General features: G+C 66.9%; 15 protein-coding genes. All 15 read right to left on the bottom strand.

Annotated features, from left to right (window positions below):
* Positions 1 to 4: 4 nt before the first annotated feature.
* The 15 genes from HD842_RS15955 to HD842_RS15885 all read right to left on the bottom strand — a co-directional run bounded on the left by HD842_RS15955 (position 5) and on the right by HD842_RS15885 (position 14047).
* Positions 5 to 1348 (bottom strand): type II secretion system protein GspD, encoded by a 1344-nt coding sequence (locus HD842_RS15955; protein WP_183555707.1) that lies wholly within the window; start codon positions 1346 to 1348, stop codon positions 5 to 7.
* Positions 1345 to 1683 (bottom strand): hypothetical protein, encoded by a 339-nt coding sequence (locus HD842_RS15950; RefSeq protein WP_183555706.1) that lies wholly within the window; start codon positions 1681 to 1683, stop codon positions 1345 to 1347. The genes HD842_RS15955 and HD842_RS15950 overlap by 4 nt, the downstream gene beginning before the upstream one ends.
* Positions 1680 to 2213 (bottom strand): GspMb/PilO family protein, encoded by a 534-nt coding sequence (locus HD842_RS15945; protein ID WP_183555705.1) that lies wholly within the window; start codon positions 2211 to 2213, stop codon positions 1680 to 1682. The genes HD842_RS15950 and HD842_RS15945 overlap by 4 nt, the downstream gene beginning before the upstream one ends.
* Positions 2210 to 2869, bottom strand: coding sequence for a PilN domain-containing protein (locus HD842_RS15940; RefSeq protein WP_183555704.1), 660 nt, complete (start codon positions 2867 to 2869; stop codon positions 2210 to 2212). The genes HD842_RS15945 and HD842_RS15940 overlap by 4 nt, the downstream gene beginning before the upstream one ends.
* A complete protein-coding gene (gene pilM / locus HD842_RS15935) occupies positions 2862 to 3986 on the bottom strand; it encodes a pilus assembly protein PilM (protein WP_183555703.1) in 1125 nt (374 codons plus the stop codon). Before pilM ends, HD842_RS15940 begins: the two co-directional genes overlap by 8 nt.
* Before the next feature lie 19 nt (positions 3987 to 4005).
* Positions 4006 to 4884 carry a DNRLRE domain-containing protein gene (locus tag HD842_RS15930; protein WP_183555702.1) on the bottom strand — a complete coding sequence of 293 codons (879 nt, stop codon included), beginning with the start codon at positions 4882 to 4884 and terminating at the stop codon, positions 4006 to 4008.
* Positions 4881 to 5372, bottom strand: coding sequence for a PilW family protein (locus tag HD842_RS15925; RefSeq protein ID WP_183555701.1), 492 nt, complete (start codon positions 5370 to 5372; stop codon positions 4881 to 4883). Before HD842_RS15925 ends, HD842_RS15930 begins: the two co-directional genes overlap by 4 nt.
* Positions 5369 to 5815, bottom strand: a complete 447-nt coding sequence (locus HD842_RS15920; protein ID WP_183555700.1) for a type II secretion system protein — start codon at positions 5813 to 5815, stop codon at positions 5369 to 5371. Before HD842_RS15920 ends, HD842_RS15925 begins: the two co-directional genes overlap by 4 nt.
* A gap of 14 nt (positions 5816 to 5829) precedes the next feature.
* Positions 5830 to 6384, bottom strand: a complete 555-nt coding sequence (locus HD842_RS15915; protein ID WP_183555699.1) for a prepilin-type N-terminal cleavage/methylation domain-containing protein — start codon at positions 6382 to 6384, stop codon at positions 5830 to 5832.
* A 16-nt stretch (positions 6385 to 6400) separates the two neighbouring features.
* The gene (locus HD842_RS15910) at positions 6401 to 7003 is read right to left on the bottom strand and encodes a type II secretion system protein (RefSeq protein WP_221290646.1); all 603 of its coding nucleotides are present in this window, start codon (positions 7001 to 7003) and stop codon (positions 6401 to 6403) included.
* A 96-nt stretch (positions 7004 to 7099) separates the two neighbouring features.
* Positions 7100 to 8224, bottom strand: a complete 1125-nt coding sequence (locus HD842_RS15905) for a type II secretion system F family protein (RefSeq protein WP_183555698.1) — start codon at positions 8222 to 8224, stop codon at positions 7100 to 7102.
* A gap of 5 nt (positions 8225 to 8229) precedes the next feature.
* Entirely contained in the window at positions 8230 to 10266 is a 2037-nt protein-coding gene (locus tag HD842_RS15900; protein ID WP_183555697.1) for an ATPase, T2SS/T4P/T4SS family, read from the bottom strand.
* Positions 10263 to 11816, bottom strand: coding sequence for an HD domain-containing phosphohydrolase (locus HD842_RS15895; protein WP_183555696.1), 1554 nt, complete (start codon positions 11814 to 11816; stop codon positions 10263 to 10265). The genes HD842_RS15900 and HD842_RS15895 overlap by 4 nt, the downstream gene beginning before the upstream one ends.
* A gap of 27 nt (positions 11817 to 11843) precedes the next feature.
* The gene (locus HD842_RS15890; RefSeq protein WP_183555695.1) at positions 11844 to 12221 is read right to left on the bottom strand and encodes a response regulator; all 378 of its coding nucleotides are present in this window, start codon (positions 12219 to 12221) and stop codon (positions 11844 to 11846) included.
* Positions 12218 to 14047 carry a PAS domain-containing sensor histidine kinase gene (locus tag HD842_RS15885; RefSeq protein ID WP_183555694.1) on the bottom strand — a complete coding sequence of 610 codons (1830 nt, stop codon included), beginning with the start codon at positions 14045 to 14047 and terminating at the stop codon, positions 12218 to 12220. The genes HD842_RS15890 and HD842_RS15885 overlap by 4 nt, the downstream gene beginning before the upstream one ends.
* Positions 14048 to 14105: the final 58 nt, after the last annotated feature.

The raw sequence follows: 14105 nt of genomic DNA, 5'->3' as shown, positions 1-14105 counted from the left end.
TGCACTAACGGTCGAGCGTATCGAGCTTGCGGTCGAGCATATCGCCGCGCGTGCGCATCGTCTGCTCGGCCTGCTGGAGCGTGCGTTCGGTAACGCCGTCAATGGCCGGGCCACTGGACGGCACGATGCGCGGCGTGATGACGACAATTGTTTCGGTGGCCGCACCGCCATCGTCGGTGCTGCCAAAAGCGCCACCAATCACCGGAATATCCGACAGCAGCGGGATGCCCAGACGCCGGTAGGTGCGGCTGCGCTTGATCAGGCCGCCGATCAGCACCGGTTGCCCGTCGCTGGCCACCAGTTGCGTGTTCACTTCAGTCGTCTTCTTCGACGGAATGCCGGCCGATACCGAGCCCGAGCTGACCTCAGGCCGGATCTTCATCATGATGCGCCCGTCGGCGTCCACCGACGGCGTTACGCGCAGGATCACGCCGGTGTCGAGAAATTCGATCGATTCGGACGTGACGTTGTTGATCGTCGTCGTCAGGCGGTAGCCCAGCTGGTCGCCGACATTCGTGCTTGCTTCCTGGTCCTCAAGGGCCAGCAGGCGCGGCGTGGCCAGCGTGTGCACGCGGCCCTTGTTGCTCAGGGCGCTCAGGTAGGCCTCGATATTTCCGTTGACCAGATTCAGGAAAAAGCGCGGACCGGCGCGCGTGGCAAAACCCGTCGCGCCCACCGTGTCGGGGCCGTCGCCGCTGAACACGCGTGACCAGTCGACGCCGAAGTTTTCGTTCTGGTCGAGTGTGATCTCCAGGATCTTCGCTTCGATCAGGATCTGCTGCGGCGCGCGGTCGATTTCGCGCAGCACCAGCGCTGCGCGCTCCAGGCCCGTCGCTGTCGCTTCGACCACGAGCGTCTTGGTCTGGTCGAGCACGGTCACCGTGCCGGGCACGCCGATCTGGCGCGCCAGGATGGCGCCCACTTTGGTCACGTCGGCGTAGCGCACCTTCATCGCTTTCACCTGCAGGATGGCGCCGCGCTCGGGCAGCGCGGTCTTCGGGTCCGAAATCAGGAAGCCGCCCGCGCGTTCCGTCACCGCAAAGCCGCCGGCTTCGGCGATCGCCTCGATCGCCTCGCGCACCGTCATGTCGTACAGGTTGATCGAGACGTTGCCGCCGACCCCCTTGCCCAGCACGATATTGATGCGCGCGCTGCGCGCAATCATGTTGAACAACTCTTCGATGGGCGTGTCGCGGAATGTGTACGACATCGTTACCGGGGCCAACGGTACCGGCGCGGTGGCCGTGCTCTTCGTCACCACGGCCGGCGCGGCAGTGTTCGCAGATGCGGGCAGTGCGAGGCAGGCCCAGGCTGCGCACAGGGCGACGAGCAGGTAGCGCGGGGTCATTGGGCGTCCTTGTCCTGCATCGTCAGCAGGTGCTCGCTGCCGGCATGGCCCAGCAGCACGCCGCGCGCATCGATGCGCAGCACGGTATAGCCGGCGACACGCTCGCCGGTGGCCACGACACTGCCGTCGAGATTGGCCAGCGACTGCGCGCCGTTGAGCACCACCGCGCGCAGGCGTGGCGGCGTGGCGGGCACAGGCGCCGCAGCGGCCAGTGGCGCGCTGGCCGGGAGCCGGCTCACGAACGGATCGCGCACGATGCGGGGCGGCGTGGCCAGCACATTGGCTGCCAGACCGGCAAGGACCAGCGCCAGCGTCGGCATCAAGGTGTGTTTCATGGTGGTGGTGTTCCAGTGTCGTGGATGACGAGCTGCAGGGTGATGGCGCGGTCGTCGGTATCGTCGGCGGCTTCCACGGTCAGTCGGTGGATGCCCACGGTTGGCTGCTGTCGTTCGATGGCGGCAATCCAGTCCAGCAGGGCGGTGTAGCGGGCGCTGGCGACGATCTCGACCGTGAGCAGGCGCACGCCGCCCACGGTGCGCTGCGCGCCTTGCGCTGCCGACAACACAGCCACGTCGGATGCTGCGGCGCTGTGGCTGACCGCCGCGATGAGGGCCAGTGGCTCCGGTGGCGTTGGCGCTGGTGTGATGGCGGCGGCGGAGGCCGACGGCGGTGCAGCGCCTGGTGTGGCCGTGCCCGCTGCTTCCAGTGCGGCCAGCGCTGCCTTGTGCTGCCGGTAGGCGGCCAGCGGCGCGCGCAGGGCCAGCGTCCATGCCAGCAGCAGCGCGATGACAATCACCCCACCAACGATGAGATTGAGCTGGCGCGCGGGTAGGGCGACGAGCAGGTCGCGCAGTTTCGGGCTCATGGCGCCTCCGCCGGCGGGATCAGCACGACCACGGCGCGGAAATCAATCGCGGCCGTCGATGGATTGGCGCTGCTCGAGAGCAGTTCGACGCCATGCATGCCGGGCATGCGTCCCAGGTTCGACAGGAAATCCGTGATGCCGTTGTAATCGGCCGCCTGGCCGGCCAGTTCGACGCTGCTGACCATGACCAGCGTGCCGCCGTCGGCATTGCCGGTAGCGAATGTCGTTGCCCGGCTGTCCGGGGCCGGCGCGGGCGTCGTAGCGGTGGCGGGGGGCGCCGTGGCCAGTTGCAGGTCACGCTGCAGATTGATGGCGGTCAGCCAGGCATTCGCGGGCAGGGCGCTGTCGATGGCGGCGGCCAGTGCGGCCAGTTCGCCTTCGCGCCGCAGCGCGCGCAGCAGGCCCTGTTGCGCCAGCAGGCGCTCGCGCGCTGCCTGCACAGTGGCCGCCTGCGCCTGGCTGGTCTGCGCCGCGCTGGCCGCCTGCTGCAGCGTGACCGTGCGGCGCTCCAGTGCGGCGCTCTGCCAGCGCAGTGCCCCGATGCCGGCCGCCGCGGCCAGCGTGATCGCCGTCAGCGCCATGCCGGCCCGGCGCAGCGTGCGGCGCACGCGCACGCCGTCGCGGTAGCTGCGCGGGATCATGTCGATATCAGCCATCGGCGCCTCCGCGCAGCGCCAGGCCGGTGGCCAGCGCGAGCGATGTCGTTGCCGGTTCGCCCGCCGTATCGCCTGCAGTGTCCCGGGCCGATTCGGGGAAGGCGCCAAACGGATCGAGCAGATGCACCGGCACGTCGATCAGCTCGGCGATCCGGGACTGGATATCGGGGTAGCGCGCCAGGCTGCCATTGAGGTACAGGCGGCTGATCGAACTGCCGCGCGTGCGCGAGGCCACGTACACCTGGGTATGGGCGAGTTCGTCGGCCAGTGCCTGGCAGGCCGGGTGCAGGATGGCGCGGATCGCGCGTCGCAGCTCGATGTGCGGGCTATCGACCGCCATGCCGGGGCGCGCGCCGATGCCGTGCTGGCGCAGCAGGCTGGCGGCCGTCTCGGGTTGGAGGTCGAGCGCGCCCGCGACAGCGCCTGCCAGCATGTCTTCGCCAAACGCGATCTCGCGATCGAGCATCAGGCGCCGGCCCCAGATCACGGTCAGGTAGCTTTTGGCCGCGCCGAAATTGAGCAGCGCGACCGACTGGCCGACGTCGCTGCCGTGCAGCGTGGCGAGCAGGCGGCCGATGGCAGCCGGGCCGATGTCGAGGGCAACCGGCTCGAGGCGTGCGTGTTCCAGCATCGCCAGGTAATCGAGCACCCGGTGCTTGAGCGCAGCAGCGACCAGCACCTGCCGCTCGCCGCCGTCCATGTCGGCGCCGCGCACCTGGTAGTAATCGATGACGTGCTGCCCGGCGCGCTCGCCCAGTTGCTCGCTCACCGCGCGGCCCACCGCCTGCGCCTCGGTCTGGCCACTAGCGACATGCACCGTGAGCGGCAGGATGCGCACGTCGGCCGGGGGCAGCGCGGAAATCACGCGGCGGCCCTGGAACGGCGCCTGCGCCAGCGCAGCATCGACGAATTGCACCAGCGCCTTCGGGGACGCCAGCAGCACGTCACGCGGCATCGGATAGGGCAGCGAACTGGCGGCACGCAAACGCCAGCCGCCATCGCGCCAGTCGGCCTGCACCAGATTGAGCCGGTTGGCCGCGAAGTCGGCGCCAATGGGCCGCGCTGCCGATGGCTGCAGCCGGTGCTGGATGGTCGTGACGAGTTGGCGCAATGTCATGTTGGGCTCATGTCGATCATCAGCACTTCTTGGCACGCACGATCCGCAGCAGCGGGCGCATGCCGGAGAGGGGCGCTTCACGGCTGTAGAAGTTGACCGCCTGGTCGGCGTCGACCAGGCGCAGCAGCACGCCAAGGGGGAGCAAGCGCTCGCTGGCCCAGCCATCGAACAGGCCGGTCAGGTCCCAGTTGACCGCAAGGCTGCCGACGCCCGCCGAGGCCAGCACGGCGTCCGTGTAGGCACCGCCGTTCCAGTTCGACGCCGGACGTGCCTTGATCCAGGTGGCGCCCTTGTCCCATTCCGTCGTCACGCGATGCGCTGCGACCTGGCGCACCACACCGCTGATGGTGGTCGGCATCATGTTCAGCGTGGCCGACACGACCAGCACGTCGTCGTCGATTTCGTCCATATCCCATTTCATCAGGATGTGCGACTTGCCGGAAACCAGGCGCAGCGTCTGCTCTTTCTCCAGCGGCCCTGCGCTTGGGTTGACGATGGTGGTATCGGTTGTTTTGTCAGAGATGTCAACGCGCTCGGTCTGCCGCAAATCGTACAGCTGCAATCCGTTGCGCGTCACCGTGCGCATGGCCCCATTGACGGTGGCGGTAGCCGTGACGTCGATGATGTCCTCGCTCTTGATCGTGATCGTCACGGTGCCGCCGCCCAGGGCAATGGGGCCGACCGGTCGCGTTACGCAGGCGCCAACCTGCCCCGACCACCTGGCAGCGGCGACACCGGCTTCGGCCAGGTAGGCGGCGGCGCGGCCCTCATAGTCGTCGTTGATCGAGCGCAGTTCGACGCTGCCCGCACGGTTGATGCCGAACGCCAGCGCCGCGAGCGTGGCCAGCAGCAGCGACACCATCAGCAGCAATGCGCCCTCCTGGCGCCGCGGCATCATGGCGCCGCCCCGAGTCGGACAGTGCGCGCATACGCAACGCTGCAGTCCTGCCCGCGGCTGGTGTCGCAATCCGGACGGTCGAACACGAGCTCGATGCGCATGACAGGGCGGCCGGCGCCGACGTCTAGCAAGCGCAGGTCGAATGCACGCACACCGGTGGCGAGCACCGAATTGCGCGCTGTCTTGCCGTCCAGAATGGTTTCGACCAGGGTGCCATTGGTGAGTGTGTACGGAAGCGTCGCGAGCCAGGCTGCAAGGTCGCCGGTTCTTTTGGCATTTTGCTGTGGTGCGCCCGCAGCTTGCGCGACGATGCGGCCGAGGACGAAGCGGGCGTCCGCGTTCTGGTCCAGGCCAGCGCGCACGAAGCGCGCGCTGTCGGCGCCGGCGCGCAGCATCTCGCTCAGCGGCAGCATTACGAGCGCCGCGATGGTCAGGCCGATCAGCAGTTCGAGCAGCGTGTAGCCGTGCGCAGGGCGGGGCATCGTCATCGCGCCACCAGCGTGGTCATGGGCCAGCGGCCGGCGGGGGCGGCCAGCGCCGCGGTCACGCGCAGCAGATGCTCGCCGGTGCCGTTAAGGCCGATCCTGCGGGTGCTATCGACGCCGTAGCGGGTGATGGTAACGGTCAGCGCCGGGCAATGGGCCGGCATCGCCGGTGCGCGGGTGCCACCAGGGGTCGAATAGGCCGACGGCGCGTCGGGCGCACCGGCGGCGCTGAGCAGGTCGGCGTAATGTTCGGCCAGCACGGTGTCCATCAGCGTGCTGACGCAATCGAGTTCGCGCGCCGCCAGGGCGCTGTCGGCGGGCACGTTGATGGCGCCGCGCAGCGCATTGGCGGCCGGGATCAGGCAGACCGACAGCAGCAGCAGGGCGAACACCGCCTCGAGCAGCGTCATGCCGGCGGTCCTGGTACGCGATGGGAGAGCGTGCATGGCCGGGAAAATGGTCAGGAAACCGTGATGCGACCGGTGGCATCGACTGTGATCGTGCGCTCGACATTGCCGGCGCCCAACACGACCTGGCCCGCACGCAGCACGCGCTCGCGCGCCGGACTGTTGCCTGCACCACGCAGCAGCTTGCCGGCTCCATCAAATGCGACGGCAGTAGCGGTCGAGTTGTCCTCGAAGGTAAAGGTGCAGCGCACGAGGGCCATGTTGTTTCCGGCGGGGGCAGCGTTCAGGGTCAGCTGATATGGTGCGCGGTTGAATGGGTGTTCGACGGGCATGTTCGACGCCGTGGTGGTGGTCCTGGCAGTGACCAGGGCGTACACGGCGATCGCATTGGCCGGCGCATCGCAGTCAAACAGCCGTTGCTCGCCGCTGTGCAGCGCGTTTTCGCGGGCAAAGCGCAGCGCATTCACCACTTCGCCGGCGGCGGCATCGGCGCGAAACTCCGCCACCGGTTGCGCCGTCGGTATGGCGACGGCGGCGGCGATGGCGAGGATGGCGACCACGAATATCAGTTCAGTCAGCGTGTAGGCCGCGCAGCGGCGCGCGTTCATGCTGATAGCCGTCTGATTAATGATCCGAATACGCTTTGCCGGCAGCATCCTTATCGGCACTATTCATGATGAATCGGCCTGTTTTCGTGTCGTACGCCCAGCCTGTACCAGCCGCCGCTGGGGCTGCGATGGTGCCGGTCGTCGTGACAACGATCGTGCCAATGTTATTGATCGGCTCAAGCGGTATGCCCTGACGCAGGTACGGCCCGTATCGATAGGTATTGTCGGCGACCGTGCAGGTCTCGCCCTTTGCATTGGACGCAAACTGCATCTGATCCTTCAAGGCCTGCTCGGTGCCAGCTGCGCCGGTGCCTTTTGCGCCGGTACAACCTTCGCCGGTACTGGATGCATTCGTCCCTGGGTAGGTAAACCCCGAATGTTGTGCGCGATACTGTTCAATCGAATTACGCATCGTGGCCAAGTTAGCGTCAAGCGCCGACATTTGCGCATCCTTTGTCGCCGAGGAGAATTGCGGAATCGCAATCGCAGAAATAATTGCAAGAATAATCACGACAATCAGCAATTCGATCAGTGTGAAACCGGCGGCGGCAGTGCGCTTGAATGAGCTCGACATGGAAAATTTAAATAGTTGAACAAGCGTCTTTACAGGACGTTGCATGGTTAAAAAAGGTAATGCCGAAGGGTAACATGGTCATGTTTCCATTCGGCACTAACTATTCAATCGTGTGACAAAGTGTGGTTTTTGAGTAACGCTCTAGTGCACAGCACGTGACAATTTAAATATCGGCAAAATGAGCGAACTGACAATCGTGCCGACCAGGACGCCCATCACCAGCAGCATCACCGGCTCGGCCATCTTCGTCAGGCGCGCCAGCAGGCGCGTCAATTCGCGGTCGTACGAATCGGCCACGCGGGTCATGACGCGGCCCAGCGTGCCGGTGGCCTCGCCGGTGGCGATCATCTGGCGCACCGACAGCGGCACGAAATTGCTGTGCTCGAAGCCGGCGGCAATGCCCTTGCCCTCGGTGACGTCGCGTTCGAGGTCGAGGATGAAGCGCTGGAAGTCGGCATTGGTCACCACCGCGCGGCAGGCCTCGAGCGTGGCCAGGATCGTCACACCGTGTTCGAGTGAAATGCCCATCACGCGCAGCAGGCGCGTCAGGTAGATCTTGGCGAACACGTCGCGCACGACCGGCAGGCGCAGCTTGGCGCGGTCGATCGCGACGCGCACGCCGGGCTGGCGCATCAGCACCCAGGCCGCGCCGACAGCGCCGGCCGTGAGCGCCGCGACAATCGCGGCATGGCCGGTGAGCACCTGGCTCACTACCAGCAGCACGCGCGTGGTGATCGGCAACTGGTCATGGATCGACGCGAACATGACGGCAAACTTGGGGAACACGAACGTCAGGATGAACACCACCACCCCGAATGAAAACGTCAGCAGGATCACCGGATACGACAGGGCCGACACCAGCATCGCGCGCAGGCGATCCTCTTTTTCATCCAGCTCGACCAGTTGCACCAGCACCTCGGCCATGAAGCCACCGGCCTCGCTGGCCGCGATCAGGTTGACGTAGCTGCCCGGGAACAGCGCATGGCGCCCGAGCGCCGACGAAAAGCGTTCACCGGCCAGGATGTCGTCGCCGATGGTCCCGATCATCGTGCGCAGCTGGCCCGGTTCGGTCTGGTCGTGCAACGATTGCAGCGCCGTGTGCAGCGGCACGCCTGTCTCAAGCAGCAGCGCCAGGCGCTCGGTAAACAGCGCCCGTTCGCGCATGCCCGGCGGGCGCGCGCCCAGCGTCCACCACGAGGCGGCTGACGGGGCGGTCTTGCGGGCCGGGCCGGGGCCGGCGCCGGGAGCGTCGAGTTCGATCGGCATGGCGGTTACAGGGAATGCACGACGCGCGCGATTTCTTCGGGCGTCGTGTGGCCGTCAAAAGCGCGCGCCATGCCGTCGGCGTAAAGGTCATGGTGGCCAGTGGAGGCCACGTGCGCGGCCAGCTGGTCCTTGCTGGCGTTGGCCACGATCATGCGCTGCAGGTCGGGGCCGACTTCGAGCAGCTCGTAGATGCCCATGCGGCCCTTGTAGCCCGAGTCATAGCAGGCCGGGCAACCGCGCCCGCGCATCAGACGCAGGTCGCCCTGGCCGCGCCAGCGGTAAGCCGCCGCGGCTTCGGGCGTGGCCAGGTAGCTGGTGCGGCAACCCTGGCACACACGGCGCACGAGACGCTGGGCCATCACGCCGATCAGGGCGGACGACAGCAGGTACGGCTCCACGCCCATCTCGACCAGGCGCGAGACTGCGCCCAGCGTGTCATTGGTGTGCAGCGTGGTGAGCACCAGGTGGCCGGTCAGCGCCGCCTGCACCGCGATCTCGGCGGTCTGGCGGTCGCGCACTTCGCCGATCATGATGATGTCCGGGTCCTGGCGCAGCACGTGTTTCAGGATCTTCGGGAAGGTCAAACCGATCGCGTCATTGACCTGGTTCTGGTTGATGATGTCGAGCTGGTATTCGACCGGGTCCTCGATCGTGACGATATTCTTTTCGATGCTTTTCAGGTGACTGATCGCCGCGTACAGGCTGGTGGTCTTGCCGCTGCCGGTCGGGCCGGTCACAAGGATCAGGCCATGGCTGCGGCCCAGCAGGCGCTTGAACGCGCCGACTGCATGCGCATTCATGCCGAGCTTGTCGACGTCGAGGATCGACTGGTTCTTGTCGAGCACCCGCAGCACGACCTTTTCGCCGTAGATGCCGGGCAGCGACGAGAAGCGCAGGTCCACGGTGCGGCCCTGGGTCGCCACCTGGATGCGGCCGTCCTGCGGCAGGCGGCGCTCGGCGATGTCGAGGTTGGCCATGACCTTCAGGCGCGAGACGATGGCCGGGTGCTGGTCGACGCGCGGCGACATGACTTCGTACAGCACGCCGTCGATGCGCAGCCGGATGCGGGCGCGATTGCGCGAGATCTCGATGTGGATGTCGCTGGCGCCATCGCGGATCGCGCGCTGGATCACGGCATTGACCATATTGATGACCGGGCTGGCGCCGGCCATTTCGTCGATCTGGGTGTAGTCGTCGGGGATCGTCGACTCGATCAGTTCCAGGTCGCTCGCTTCGGTCTGCACGAAATCGGGCAGGGCGCCGCCATACGCTTCGTCGGCCAGACGCCGGATATCGGCCGGCGGCGCGACCACGATGCGGATGCGCACGCCGGTGCGGGCGCGCAGTTCGTCGATGCTGTGGATGGCCTGCGGTTCGGCGCTGGCCACCGTCAGCGTGCCCTGCACCTGGAACAGCGGCAGCACGTTCAGGCGCCGCGTGACATCGCGTTCGAGCAGCGCCAGCGCACCCGGGTCGTACAGGCCGGTGCGCAGCTGCACATACGGCAGGCCCAGCTGGTCGGCCAGCGCCTGGTACAGCGCCGCTTCGGTGATCCACTTGCGCTCGACCATGATGAGGCCCATGCGCTTGCCGGTCTGGTCCTGCAGGCGCGCCGCTTCGGCGACCTGCTCGGCGCTGGCCGCGCCACGCTCGACCAGGATGTCGCCCAGCTTGCTGCCCGGTTCGCGCACGCGGCGCGGCGCGGTGGGCCGCGCATCGAACAGCGGCAATTGCTCCAGCAGGCCCGTGGCCGCGAGGATGTCCTGCAGCAGGGCATTCGGGTACGCCAGCTTGAGCCAGCCGCCCAGCTCACCGAGGCGCTCGCCCATGTCGGCCATCATGCTCAGCGCCCGCCCGGACAGCAGCGTGACCTTGCCCAGGTCGACCACGATCGACACCTGGTGCTGGGCCACGCATTCGTTCAGCGCCGCTTGCAGCGTCTGGACGGCCTCGTCGGCCACCAGCGCCGTCAGCGGCGCCAGGTACGTCATGGCGCCGATGCGGCTGCGGGTGATCCGCTCGGGGGCGGTGGTGTCGCTCATGCGGTGACGGCGACCTGCACTGGGGCCGGCGCCGGCACCGGATCACGGGCGATGCGGAACTCGGCGATCCAGCCCGGCTCGGCGCGGCACACCGTCTCGAACATTGCCACGACGCCCGGGTCGAGCTGGGTGCCGGCGCAGCGCGCGATCTCGGCCATCGCCACTTCATGGCTGCGCCCGGCGCGGTAGGCACGCGAGCTGGTGATCGAATCGTACGTGTCGGCCACCGCGATGATGCGCGCGTTGTACGGAATGTCGTTGCCGGCCAGGCCATGCGGATAGCCGGTGCCGTCGTACTTTTCCTGGTGGTGGCGCGCGCCCGGCACCGCGCCCTTGAGGCGGTCGATGTGGCGCAGGATTTCATAGCTGCGCTCGGGATGGACCATGATGAAGGTGAATTCATCGCGCGTCAGGCGCCCCGGCTTGCACAGCACGGCGTCGGGGATGCCGATCTTGCCGACGTCGTGCAGCAGCGAGCCCCAGAACAGGTTGTCCAGTTCACGCGGTGGCAGGCGCAGGGCGCGGCCGATTTCCATGGCGATGTGGTGCACGCGCTCGCTGTGGCCGCGCGTGTACGGGTCTTTCGCTTCGACCGCTTCGATCAGCGCGGCCGCCATCTGCTGGTTGAACTTGCTCGTTTCGGCCAGCATGCTGTGCATGCGTGACAGGCTCGACAGGTGATTGGCCAGCACTTCGCCCAGCTTGCGGTCGCTGTTGCTGAAATCTTCCTTGTTCGCATGGTTGAGCAGCACCAGGATCGCCACGACCGACTTGTCCTGGAAGACCGGGCAGCACAGGATCTTGAACGGCATGTCGGTGAAGATGTACGCGCGGCGCGGATCGTCGGGTTCGTTCATGACGATCGGCTGGCGCGACGAATGCGAGAAGCGGTACAGGTCGCCACGCATCTCGACCAGCACCAGATCCAGGTTATGGATCGGCGCCGACAGGTTGGTGGCCGACACGCACAGGTTCTCGCCCGGCTTGATGAAGGCGGCGACGTCGGCGTCCATGTGGCTGGCCCAGCTCTCGAGCAGCTCGCCGAACAGGTCTTCGCCCGTGGTCATGTCCTGCACCTGGCGGTCGATCGCATACACCAGGTGCAGCTCTTCGTAGCGGTCCGACAGTTCGTCCGCCATCGCATCGAGCTCACCCTGCGTGCGGCAGTCGTCGGCGATTGTGCTGGCAATGTCTTCGAGCGCTTCGGCCAGTGCGTCCCACGCGAACGGCACGTCGGTGGCTGCTGTTGCCGCCGTATCCGCACGAACCGCGAGGTAGCCGATCAGGCCGCTCTTGGCGATGATCGGCGTGTAGAGCAGGGTGGCGTCGCCCGCATCGTGGCGCTGCATGCCGTCGCCCGTGGATGGCCAGGCGAAGCCGCCGGCATTGAGCGCCGTGATCCACGATGCGAGGGTGCTGTCACCGGGCGCGCTCCAGCAGGGCGCGCCAGCGGCGTCGCAGACGGCTAGTGAATAATCGCTCCCGGTGCTGCGGCGCAGCCAGCGCTCGTGGCGGGTGTAGTCGAGGGTGGGCAGAAGATCAAGGGACATGGGCAGGCTTTGGTGGCTGGCGCGGCGTTACGCCAGTGCCGCAAAATGGCGGGACAACCGCGCCACCAGCTGGCGCGGACTCAGGGGTTTTTCAAGGAATTCGGTATTGGCCAGCTCGCGCGCCCAGGCACGCTCGTCGAGCGCGGTCATCGACGTCATGACCAGGATCAGGAACGGGTGGTCCGGATACGTGGCGCGGGCCAGCGGGCACAGCGTGCGCCCGTCCATCCCGTCCATCTGGATATCGCTGATCAGGACATCGGGCAACTGCTGCGCCATCGCGGCCAGCGCCGCGTTGCCATCGCTGGCCGTGGCCACGATATAGCCTTCGCGTTCGAGCGACAGGCGCAGCACGCGTAGGACATGTGGCTCGTCGTCGACGAGCAGGATGTGGCGCGCGCTCATAGCACGGCGGCGCCGGCGGGCGCGGAAACGATCTTCAGGTGGACCGAGAAGGTACTGCCCACGTCGGGCTCGCTCTCGACGACCAGGCGGCCGTGGTGCAGTTCGACGATCTGGGCCGCCAGGTACAGGCCCAGGCCGTGGCCACCGCGCTGGGTGGCAGCGCCCGCTTCGCTGACGCGGTAGAACTTCTCGAAGATGCGGTCCTGGGCTTCCGGCGCGATGCCGATGCCGGTGTCGCGTACGCTGATCACGATTTCATTGTCCTCATTGCGGGCGGCCAGCGTCACGCTGCCGCCCGGGCGGTTGTATTTGATGGCATTGGTCAGCAAGTTGTTCAGCGCGATGCGGAACAGGTCCTTGTCGATGGCCACGGCCTCGAGTTCGCGCGGCAGGTCGAGCAGCACGCGCAGCTGCTTGCCTTCGGCGCGTGGCAGCGCCTGCTCATACGCGTCGCGCAGCATGTCGTCGAGCCGCACGCGGTTGCGTTCGGGGCTCATGCTGCCGGTTTCCAGCTTGCTCACGTTGAGCAGGTTGCCGACCAGCGCATTCATGCGCTCGATCTCGTCCTGAATCACGTTCAGCGATTCGACCCGCATGCTTTCGTCGTCGCTGTCGGCCAGCATCTCGGCGTACATGCCGATGACGTTCAGCGGCGACTTGAGTTCGTGCGAGACGTGGGCGACGAAGTCGTTGCCCGCCTGGCGCGCCAGGTATTCGCGGGTCACGTCGCGCAGCACGACCAGCGTGCCGAACGACATCGTGCCGTGCCCGCCGCTGAGCGGTTGCGCGGTGGCGCTCAGCTGCCGGCCTTCGACGTTCAGCGGCGCGAAGTCGATCTTGTGCGAGCGGGCGTTGTCACGCAGGTCGCCGCTGTAGCGGCCGAACAGCGTGCGCAGCGCCGGGTCGCAGCACCAGGCATCGAGCGGCTGTCCCAGGATCTGGTCCATCGGGATGCCCAGCAGGGGCTCGACCTTGCCGGACGCGAACGTGACGTCGCCGGCCGGATCGAGCATCAACAGGCCGTCCGGCAGCGACTGCAGCGCGGCATTGAGCTTCTTGCTGCCGTATTGCAGCAGGCGGTTGTCGGCGGTGGTGTTGAGCGAGCCTTCCTCGAGCTGGACGATGCGGGCGCCGGCCTGGTCGAGGTAGTGCTGCATATTGGTGATCAGTTCGCGCATGTCGTCGGCGCCGGCTTGATCCGGCCTGCCGGGCGCGGCGAGCTGGCGCAGCTGGCCACGCAGTTGCTGGCTGAGCGCCGCCAGCGGCGCCATCTCGCGCTTGATGACGACGTACATGACCGGCACGACCAGAAACATCATCAGCGCCAATAACGCGAGGAAAGAGACATCCTGGGCCAGCACGGTAAAGCCGGGCTGATGGAAGCCCACGCGGACGTACGCCTTGCCGCCGCTGGCGTCGGCCAGCGGGCCATAGAATTCGCGCAGCGGCGCGCTGCCACCGGTTGCCGGCAGCGTGCGCTCACCGAAGCCGGCCTGCGCATCGGCAGGCAGCGGGGTGGCGGGCGCGATGCTACCGCTGCCCGCGATTTCGGCCAGTGTGCGGCCGTTTGCATCGCCAATTGTCACATAGGCGAAGTCGCTGCCGTCATGCGAGGCAAGCACTGCCGCGAGCACGCCGCCGCGGCCACTGCTGTCGGCGAGGAGGGTCATCGGGACCGTGCTGAGCGCCTTGACCAGTCCGACACCCTTGTTGCGCACCTGCGCAGCCTGGCTGGCCTGCTGCCGGACCACGAGCAAGGCGACGACGAGGGTAATGGCAGCCAGCGCACAGGCGATGAGGATGATGCCGATGCGGTTGAGTTTCATGCGGATGGACTTGGCGAAATGGAATCTAGCGAACTGTAACGATCGAAACTATAGGTTG

The organism is Massilia aurea (assembly GCF_014200505.1).
GTDB lineage: Bacteria > Pseudomonadota > Gammaproteobacteria > Burkholderiales > Burkholderiaceae_D > Telluria > Telluria aurea_B.
The sequence above is the reverse complement of the archived record's forward strand: the minus strand, read 5'-3'. Positions and strand labels throughout refer to the sequence as shown.